We start from the raw sequence: 8766 nt of genomic DNA, 5'->3' as shown, positions 1-8766 counted from the left end.
GACGTGACGAACTGATGATCTTTGGTCGTACTAGCTGCTCAGTGCGGTCTCCAGACGCCGCGGATCGGTGGTCGGGGCGTCACAGGTGAAGTTACGGCAGACGTACGCGGCGGGTTCACCGCCGACCAGCGGCCGGTCGGCGAGCAGCGGGAACTCGTCACTCTCCGGAGTCCCCACGGCCACGACGGCACCGGGGGCGGTGGCCAGAAGTGCCGTGCGGTGCAGGGCTTTCGTCGCCGGGTCAGCGAGGGCCGGACCCACGATCGCGACCTCCTTGGGCCCGTCCAGCACGGCCTCGGCGACGGCCAGCCCCCAGCCGATGAACCGGGGCACCCGCGGGCCGAGCGCCTTCACCACGCCCAAGGCCCGTTCCGCGGCGGTGCGGTGGGGCTCGGACCCGGTCTGGGCGGCGTAGCCGAGGAGGGCGCCCGCGGCGGCGGTCCAGCCCGAGGGCGTCGCGTTGTCGGTCGGGTCCTGCGGCCGGCGGATCAACCGCTCGGCGTCGGCGCCGGTGTCGTAGAGGGAGCCCGACTCCGGGTCGACGAAGCGGGCGAGGACGTGGTCGAGCAGGAACCCGGCGAACTCCAGCCACACCCCCTCCCCCGTGACCGACGCGAGCGCCAGGAAGCCTTCGGCCACGTCGGCGTAGTCCTCCAGGACCCCTGCGTTGGTGCCGACCCGGCCGTCCTTGCTGGTCCGGGCGAGGCGTGCCTGCTCGTCCAGGTGCAGCCGTACGAGGAGATCCGCGGCACCGACCGCCGCCTCGACCAGGTCGGGGCGGTCGAAGTAGGCGCCGGTTTCGGCCAGCGCGGCGATCGCGAGGCCGTTCCAGGCGGCGACGACCTTGTCGTCCCGGCCCGGCGCGGGGCGTCCGGCGCGCTCCCGGAACAGGCGCTCCCGCACGAAGGCGACCTTCTGCGCGTCGAAGACGCCGTCCTGCTGCGGGAGTTGGAGGACCGACTGACCGTGCTCGAAGGTGCCCTCCTCGGTGACGCCGAAGTAGCGGGCGGCGAGGTCGGCGTCTTCCTCGCCGAGGACGTCGGTGAGCTGCTGCGGGGTCCACACGTAGTAGGCGCCCTCGACGTGCTTCCCCGTCCCGTCCTCGCTGTCGGCGTCCAGGGCGGAGGCGAACCCGCCCTCCGCGGTGCGCAGTTCGCGCACCATGAAGTCGGCGGTCTCCAGCGCGACACGGCGGGCGAGCTCGGAGCCCGTGGCCCGCCACAGGTGCGCGTACACACGGCACAGCAGGGCGTTGTCGTACAGCATCTTCTCGAAGTGCGGCACGACCCAGTCACGGTCGACGGAGTAGCGCGCGAACCCGCCGCCGAGCTGGTCGTAGATCCCGCCGCGGGCCATCCGCTCGCAGGTGTCCGCGGCCATCTGCAGGGCGCCTTCGGAGCCGGTCCGGGCGTGGTGCCTGAGCAGGAACTCCACGACCATGGACGGCGGGAACTTGGGCGCCCCGCCGAACCCGCCGCGCTGCGGGTCGTACTCCCGGGTCAGCCCGAGCAGCGCCTGCGCGAGCTCCTCCTCGCCGGGGGTCTCGGTGCCGCCGTAGCCGATCTCCCGCTGGGCGAGGTCCCGCACGATCTTCCCCGCGACCTCCGTGACCTCCTGCCGCCGCTCGGTCCAGGCCTGGTGCACGCCCTCCAGCACCTGCCGGAAGGAGGGCATGCCGTGGCGCGGCGCGGGCGGGAAGTAGGTCCCGAAGTAGAAGGGCTCGGCGTCGGGCGTGAGGAACACGGTCATGGGCCAGCCGCCCTGCCCGGTGGCGGCCTGCACGGCCTCCATGTAGACGGCGTCGACGTCGGGGCGTTCCTCGCGGTCGACCTTGATGTTGACGAAGTGGTCGTTGAGGAAGCCGGCGGTCGCCTCGTCCTCGAAGGACTCGTGAGCCATGACGTGGCACCAGTGACAACTCGCGTACCCGACGCTCAGCAGGACGGGTCGGCCGCTCCTGCGGGCCTCGTCGAAGGCCTCGGCCGACCAGGGCCACCAGTCGACGGGGTTCTCGGCGTGCTGGAGGAGGTACGGGGACGTCTCATGGGCCAGTCGGTTCACTCCTCCACTCTCCCACGGGCTCCGGTACGGCGTAGAAACGCATGGTGACCGGGCGCGCCCCGGGCGGAGCGGTCTCGCGGGAGTGGCCGTAGCGGTCGAGGAGGGCGCGGTACTCCCGCATGAACGCGAGGAGTTCGTCCCGGGTGAGCCAGGCGCCGGTCCGCTGGACCTGGGCCCAGCCGTCCGGGCCGCGGTACTCCTCGTGGGCGCGGCGGAACAGCTCGGTGTCTGCGTCGATCTTCAGCAGGGCGAGGTGTCTGGCGGCCTCGTACTCCTGCGGGGCCATCGCGGCCGGGTCGGGGGTGGTGTGGCTGAACGGCAGCCCGCGCCACCAGCGCTCCCGGCCGCCGGACTTCTCCGGGATCTCCTCGATGAGCCGTTGCTCGGCGAGTTTGCGCAGGTGGTAGCTGGTGGTGCCGGAGCTTTCGCCGAGTTCCCTGGCGAGCACGGTGGAGTTCGCCTCGCCGTGCCGGCCCAGGTAGTCGAGGATCCGGCGGCGCAGCGGGTTGCCGAGGGACTTGTAGAGGGCGGTGCGTTCGAGGCTGGTCAGCTCGTGCGGGCCGTCGGTCATGCGGTCACGGTAACCCTGAGAACCCCGAGAGATCCCTGAGCTTTGCCGAGTTTTCTTTGCAGAGTTCTCTCTGCGCTCTAGCGTGGACGCATGGAACGGGGAAGGGGCCGCGGGTGAACAGGTGGACGCTGATACTGCTGGGCGCGGGGGCCGTCCTGCTGGTGCCGTGGATGGTGGTGCTCGGTCTGACGCTGCCGGCCAGCGCCGAGGTGCGGAACTGGTCGCTGGCCTGGATCGGTCTCGACGTCCTGATGGCGGCGGGCTGCGCCTCGACGGCCGCCCTCGGTCTGCGCCGCGATCCCAGCGCCCGGCTCACGGCCTCCGCGACCGCGGCGGTGGCCGTGCTGGACGCCTGGTTCGACATAACCACCGCCCAGCCGGGCGCCCCGCTCGTCCAGGCCATGGCGTGCGCCGCGGCGGAGGCGGCGCTCGCCTGCGTGTGCGTCCTGCTGGCGGTGGGCGGCCGACTGCCGCGGCACGAGTGATCGCGGCCCTCTCGCGCTCTCGCGCTCCCCGAAGGACACTCATAGGCAAAGGAGTTGCCGCCGGAGGGGGACGTGACATGCGGGACAGCCATCGGGCGGACGCCGAACGGCTGTTGGCACGGGCCGTGGAGGAGGAGGTGCGGCGCTCCGGCGGGCGCACCGACGCAGGCGTGCTGCTGTCGCGGGCGCGCGGCGCGCTGGACGCGATGGCCGAGACGGCGGCCGAGGAGTACGAGGCCTACACGCGCGCGCTGGACGAGGCGCAGGCGGGCCGGCTCACCTTCGCCCAGCGGTACGCGCAGGAGGGCGCCGGAACTCCCCTGCTGGTGGCGGCCGTTGCCGCGGTCGCGGCCGCGGCCTCCGACCTTGCCCTGGGCACGGACACCGGCACCGCGCTGGGCGCGGGCGTGGCCGTGGGCGTCGTGGCCGCCGCGGCGACGGTGGTCAAGGTGGCCGGCTCCCATGTGCCCGCCGCCCACCACAGCGCCGGCGCGGCGAACCAGCCCGGCGGTCCCGAGCAACTGCGCCTGCAGTGGCTGACGGCGCTGGAGGTGCGGGGCATCCGCCCGTTCCTCGACCAGCAGCGTGTGCTCGCCGCCTCCACGGGACCCAAGAAGACGGGCCCGCAACTGCGGGGCACGGACAAGAGCGCGGCCGCCCGGGGACGGAACGTGCTGGCCCAGTCCTTCGGCCAACTCCCGGAAGCGGTCGGGGCGTTCGCGGGCCGGCGACAGGAGATGGCGCGGATCCGGCAGTGGGTGCAGGCGTCCCGCGCGGCGACGGACACCCGCCCGACGGTCGTCGTGCTGCACGGCGCACCCGGCAGCGGGCGTACGACCCTCGCCGTACGGGCCACGCACGACCTGAAGGACTACTTCCGCGGCGCCTGCGTGGTCGACCTGCGCGGCGGCAGTCCGGAGGAGCCGCCGCTGTCCACCCGGGACGCGCTGCTGCACCTCCTCAACCGGCTGGGCGCACCCCGCGAGCAACTGCTGTTCCGTGAGCGTTCCTCCCCCGACCAGCAGGTCAAGCGGCTGAGCGAGCTGTACCACCAGCATCTGGCGGGCCTGGCGGTGACGGTCGTCCTGGACGACGCCCCGGACCCGGTCCAGGTCCGCACGCTGGTTCCCGAGCGCTCCGACAGCCTGGTCCTGGTCACCGCACGCGAACCCCTCGAACTGCCCGCCGACCTGCCGGCCCACGTCCACCACCTGCCGGTCCAGGCACTGGACGCGGCGGGCGCGGAGGAGCTGCTGGACGCGGCGGCGCAGGACAGTTCCGGGCCGTACGACGCGGACTCCGCCGAGCGGATCCGGCAGCTGTGCGGCGGGCTGCCGCTGGCGCTGAGCATCGCCGGGTCCTCGCTGGGCCCGCGGTCACCGCGCCAACTGGCCACGGACCTGGGGGCGTACGGGCCGGTCGAGCCCACCGAGCGGGCGCTGTGGCTGCGTTACACCGACCAGTCGGAGACAGCCCGGCGGCTGCTGCGCCGGCTGGCCCTGGCCGGCCGTGCCTCGCTGGGCGCCGCTGCGGCCGCCGCCCTCCTCGCGACCGACGAGACGGAGGCCACCCGCCACCTGGTCGCCCTCTCCCGCGCGGGCCTGATCGACCATGTACGCGGCAACCGCTACCGCCTGCACGACCTGGTCCGCGCCTTCGCCCAGGCCCGCCTCCTCGACGAGGAGGAACCGGCCGAGCGCACCGCGGCGCAGGAACGCCTGATCGTGAACTACGGCGACCTCGCCGACTCCGTGCTGCGCCTGGTCGACGGCAACATGTCGACCCGCTCTGACCGCTTCAGCCCGCACGGCTTCACGTCCCTGGACGAGGCCCTGCGCTGGCTGGACGACGAGTCGAGCTTCATCACCTCGACCCTGCGGCACGCGGAGGGCGTGAACCAGTCGGCGGTCCTGAACCTGCTCGGTGCCCTGTGCGATTACTGCCTGCTGCGCGGCGACCTCTACCGCCTGGGCGAGATCAGCGAGCTGGCGCAGGCCGTCGACCAGGGTCTGCTGGTCCGCTCGGTGCAGTGGCGCACGGGCATCGCGGCCCGCCAGCTGGGCGAGCTGGACAAGGCTCGCACCACCCTCGCCTCGGTCGTGGACCTCTACCGGGAGGCGCACCACGACGCCGGCGCCGCCCGCGCCCTGTGCTCGCTGGGCATCACCCTCCACCACCAGGGCAACCTCACCGAGGCCACGGCCAAACTGCGGGAGGCCCTGGAGCTGCAGGCACCGCCCGAGCTGGCGACGGACCGGGCCTGGACGATGCACGCGCTGGCGGCGGTGGAGCGCGACCGCGGCCACCTCTCCGAGGCGCTGCGGCTGCTCACCGAGTCCCTGGTCCTGCACCGGGCCGGCGAGTCCCTGCACGGCGAGGCCTGGGCCCACTTCCAGCTCGGCCAGCTCACCCTGCGCATGGGCGACGTCCCCCGGGCGGAGGCGGAGCTGCGCGCGGCCCTCGACCGCTACGGCCGTACCCGGGACGCCCGCGGCGAGGCCTGGGCGCTGACCCAGCTGGCCCGCGCCCGCCTGGTCGCCGGCGACTCCTCCCCCGCGGTCGACGGCCTGCGGCAGGCGGCGGCCCGGCACCGGGAGAACGAGGACGCGCGGGGCGAGGCCTGGACGGTCTACTACCTGGGCCAGGCCCTGGAGGAGGCCGGCAACCTCGACCAGGCGGTCCGCGAACTGGAACGCTCCCGGACGATGTTCTCCCGCATGCGGGACGTCTACGGCCTCGCCTGCGCCCGTCACCACTCGGCCCGCGTCACCCGCGACCAGCGGGCCGCCCAGACGGGCTCACTGCGCAACTCGGGTTTCGCCCGCCAGCTCCTGGTCGACGCGCGGGCCGACTTCCAGCGCATCGGCGTCGCCCACGGCGAGGCGTGGACCTGTCTGGAACTCGCGGTCGTGGACGCGGGCAACGCCCGCACCCAGCAGGCCCTGGCCCTGTGCGACGAGGCGGCGGGCCTGTTCTCCTCCTACGGCGACCGCCGGGGCGAGGACTGGGCCCGCTTCCTGCGCTGCACCCTGCTGCCGTACGCGGCCCCGGGCGGCGTCGAGGTCGGCACGGCGGTGGCCCAGGAGGACCTGGCCCAGCTCGCCCGGACGAACCACCCGCTGCGCGACGAGAAGCTCGACGACTACGTCGGCGCCTACCAGCTGCTCCTGGAGAGGGGCGTCAGCCTGGAAGCGGGCTGGCAGGCCTGGCGTCTGAGGATGGTGCCGAGCCGCCACGCCCGCGAGGTGATGGGGGTGGCGGTGCCGGCGAGTCACCCGTGACGCGACACCCCCAGGTCAGGAGCTCGCCCTGTCCTTGTCGGAGGCGCCCGAGGACTCGGTCTCCTGGTCCGCGGGCTCCTTGAACTCCACCTTGCCCATGTGCCGGTTCATGGACTTCATCAGTGCCCACACCGCCAGGGCCATCGCCGCGAAGACGATGAAGCCGAGGACGCCGGGGGTGACCTTGTTCTCGTCCACCTCCTTGGCGAGGGGGACGAGGTGCGTCAATGCCAGGCTCACGCTTGCGCTCATGTCAGGCATTGTCGCGGACGCCCGCGAAGAGGTCGTCCTCGGGGAGGGAGGTATCGACGAGGGACTTCGCGAGCTCGTACTCCTCCGTCGGCCAGACCTCCTTCTGGATCTCCATCGGGACCTTGAACCAGCCGCCGTCGGGGTCGATCTGCGTGGCGTGCGCGATCAGCGCCTTGTCGCGGATCTCGAAGAAGTCGGCGCACGGGACATGCGTGGTCAGCGTGCGCTCGGCCCGCTCGAACTCGGCCCAGCGCTTGAGCCAGTCCCCGTACGGCGACTCCAGTCCGCGCTCGAGCAGCGCGTTGTGCAGCGCCTCGGTGCGCGGGCGGTTGAAGCCCTGGTTGTAGTACAGCTTGACCGGCTGGTACGCCGGGCCGAACTCGCTCTCCGGGTACTTCTCGGTGTCCGCCGCCCCCTCGAACGCCACCATCGAGATCTTGTGGGTCATGATGTGGTCGGGGTGCGGGTAGCCGCCGTTCTCGTCGTAGGTGGTGATCACCTGCGGACGGAACGCACGGATCTGCTTCACCAGCTCCCCGGCCGCCTTGTCGACGTCCTCGAGCGCGAAGCAGCCCTCGGGCAGCGGCGGCAGCGGGTCGCCCTCGGGCAGGCCGGAGTCGACGAAGCCGAGCCATTCCTGACGGACGCCGAGGATCTCCCGGGCCTCGTCCATCTCCTTCTTGCGTACCTCGTGGATGTGCTCCTCGATGTACTTGTCGCCCTGCAGCTTGGGATTGAGGATGGAGCCGCGCTCCCCGCCCGTGCAGGTCACGACCAGCACGTCCACCCCCTCGGACACGTACTTCGCCATGGTCGCCGCGCCCTTGCTCGACTCGTCGTCGGGGTGGGCGTGCACGGCCATCAGTCGCAGCTGGTCAGTCAAGACTCAATCCTTGGTCAGTCGGCGCCCCGGTGTCATCGGGTGCGATCGGCGGCTTCTATAGTGACCGAATCGGGGGGCGAATAATTCCAGGGCCCGTTTTCGGGGCCCCGCCGAGAGGACGATCATGAGCACGGCGAGCACCAAGCTGCCCGAGGGCCGCTACGGCCGCTCCTCGGACGAGCGCGCCGACCGGAAGCTCAAGATCGCCGGGACGGTGCTCGGCGCCCTACTGCTCGCGCTCGTCGGTTACCTGGCCTACCACTACATCGGGCAGAACAAGATCAGCGGCGAGGTCATCACCTTCGAGCCCCACAAGGACTCGGTCCAGATCCATCTGGAGGTCCGCAAGGACTCCGGAGCCTCCGGCTACTGCACGATCCGCTCCCAGGCAGCCGACGGCGCCGAGGTCGGCCGGGCCGACTTCCGCTTCGACGGGAGCGCCACCCGCATCGACCGCGTCGTCACGCTGCGTACGACGGCCCCCGGCACGACGGCGGAGCTGCTCGGCTGCCACGCCGACTGACGTCACCCCCGATAAGTAGCCGCTGACCAGCGCCGACGTAATTCTGGTGCGTTATGTCCTCCCCCTTCGGCCGCTGAATTGTTAGGCTCGTGGTTTCGCCCATCCGTGAAGGAACATTCTTCTGGGTAGGGCGATGCTTTGTATTCCCAGTACCTACGAGGAGCACCTGTGACCCAGACCAGCGAGAACGTCACCTGGCTGACCCAGGAGGCGTACAACCAGCTCAGGGCCGAGCTGGACTACCTGTCTGGTCCTGCGCGCACGGAGATCGCCGCCAAGATCGCGGCCGCGCGCGAGGAGGGGGACCTGCGGGAGAACGGCGGGTACCACGCGGCCAAGGAAGAGCAGGGCAAGCAGGAGCTCCGTGTGCGCCAGCTGACCCAGCTTCTGGAGAACGCCAAGGTCGGCGAGGCCCCGGCGTCGGCGGACGGCGCGGTGGCGCCCGGCATGGTCGTGACGATCGCCTTCGACGGCGACGAGGACGACACGCTTACCTTCCTGCTCGCCTCGCGCGAGTACCCGAGCTCCGACATCGAGACCTACTCGCCGCAGTCCCCGCTGGGCTCCGGCGTGATCGGCCACAAGGTCGGCGAGGACGCGGAGTACGAGCTGCCGAACGGCAGGAAGTCCTCCGTGAAGATCCTCAAGGCCGAGCCCTACAACGGCTGACCCGAACCTCACGCCCTGGACGAGGCCCCCGGCGAAGCCGG

8 protein-coding genes are annotated in these 8766 nt (G+C 71.9%); 4 read left to right on the top strand and 4 right to left on the bottom strand.

Annotated features, from left to right (window positions below; all coding sequences use genetic code 11):
* Positions 1-30: 30 nt before the first annotated feature.
* Positions 31-2061, bottom strand: a complete 2031-nt coding sequence (locus ACIRVK_RS00220) for a thioredoxin domain-containing protein (RefSeq protein ID WP_404242320.1) — start codon at positions 2059-2061, stop codon at positions 31-33.
* Complete coding sequence (locus tag ACIRVK_RS00215) at positions 2042-2632, bottom strand: ArsR/SmtB family transcription factor (RefSeq protein ID WP_404242318.1); 591 nt, start codon at positions 2630-2632, stop codon at positions 2042-2044. Before ACIRVK_RS00215 ends, ACIRVK_RS00220 begins: the two co-directional genes overlap by 20 nt.
* Positions 2633-2745: 113 nt before the next feature.
* Here ACIRVK_RS00215 and ACIRVK_RS00210 point away from each other — a divergent pair, with 113 nt between their 5' ends.
* Both ACIRVK_RS00210 and ACIRVK_RS00205 read left to right on the top strand, forming a co-directional pair.
* Positions 2746-3117: a hypothetical protein gene (locus ACIRVK_RS00210; RefSeq protein WP_404242317.1), complete on the top strand. Its 372-nt coding sequence runs from the start codon at positions 2746-2748 to the stop codon at positions 3115-3117.
* Positions 3118-3194: 77 nt separating this feature from the next.
* Positions 3195-6398, top strand: a complete 3204-nt coding sequence (locus tag ACIRVK_RS00205; protein WP_404242315.1) for a tetratricopeptide repeat protein — start codon at positions 3195-3197, stop codon at positions 6396-6398.
* A 15-nt stretch (positions 6399-6413) separates the two neighbouring features.
* Here the strand turns inward: ACIRVK_RS00205 and ACIRVK_RS00200 are convergent, their stop codons facing one another.
* Together ACIRVK_RS00200 and mca are read right to left on the bottom strand one after the other, a co-directional pair.
* Positions 6414-6659 (bottom strand): hypothetical protein, encoded by a 246-nt coding sequence (locus ACIRVK_RS00200; protein ID WP_404242313.1) that lies wholly within the window; start codon positions 6657-6659, stop codon positions 6414-6416.
* Positions 6652-7533 (bottom strand): mycothiol conjugate amidase Mca, encoded by an 882-nt coding sequence (mca, locus tag ACIRVK_RS00195; RefSeq protein WP_404242311.1) that lies wholly within the window; start codon positions 7531-7533, stop codon positions 6652-6654. Before mca ends, ACIRVK_RS00200 begins: the two co-directional genes overlap by 8 nt.
* 124 nt (positions 7534-7657) lie before the next feature.
* Here mca and ACIRVK_RS00190 point away from each other — a divergent pair, with 124 nt between their 5' ends.
* Together ACIRVK_RS00190 and greA are read left to right on the top strand one after the other, a co-directional pair.
* Positions 7658-8056, top strand: coding sequence for a DUF4307 domain-containing protein (locus ACIRVK_RS00190; RefSeq protein WP_404242309.1), 399 nt, complete (start codon positions 7658-7660; stop codon positions 8054-8056).
* Positions 8057-8224: 168 nt separating this feature from the next.
* The gene (greA, locus tag ACIRVK_RS00185; RefSeq protein ID WP_404242307.1) at positions 8225-8725 is read left to right on the top strand and encodes a transcription elongation factor GreA; all 501 of its coding nucleotides are present in this window, start codon (positions 8225-8227) and stop codon (positions 8723-8725) included.
* The last annotated feature ends 41 nt before the right edge of the window (positions 8726-8766 follow it).

The organism is Streptomyces sp. NPDC101152, from assembly GCF_044768275.1.
Taxonomy (GTDB): domain Bacteria; phylum Actinomycetota; class Actinomycetes; order Streptomycetales; family Streptomycetaceae; genus Streptomyces.
The sequence above is the reverse complement of the archived record's forward strand: the minus strand, read 5'-3'. Positions and strand labels throughout refer to the sequence as shown.

Bases quoted from the DNA above. Each gene is read 5' to 3' on its own strand.
- ACIRVK_RS00205 (WP_404242315.1), top strand. From the start codon at position 3,195: ATGCGGGACAGCCATCGGGCGGACGCCGAACGGCTGTTGGCACGGGCC.
- ACIRVK_RS00215 (WP_404242318.1), bottom strand. From the start codon at position 2,632: ATGACCGACGGCCCGCACGAGCTGACCAGCCTCGAACGCACCGCCCTC.
- ACIRVK_RS00190 (WP_404242309.1), top strand. From the start codon at position 7,658: ATGAGCACGGCGAGCACCAAGCTGCCCGAGGGCCGCTACGGCCGCTCC.
- ACIRVK_RS00200 (WP_404242313.1), bottom strand. From the start codon at position 6,659: ATGCCTGACATGAGCGCAAGCGTGAGCCTGGCATTGACGCACCTCGTC.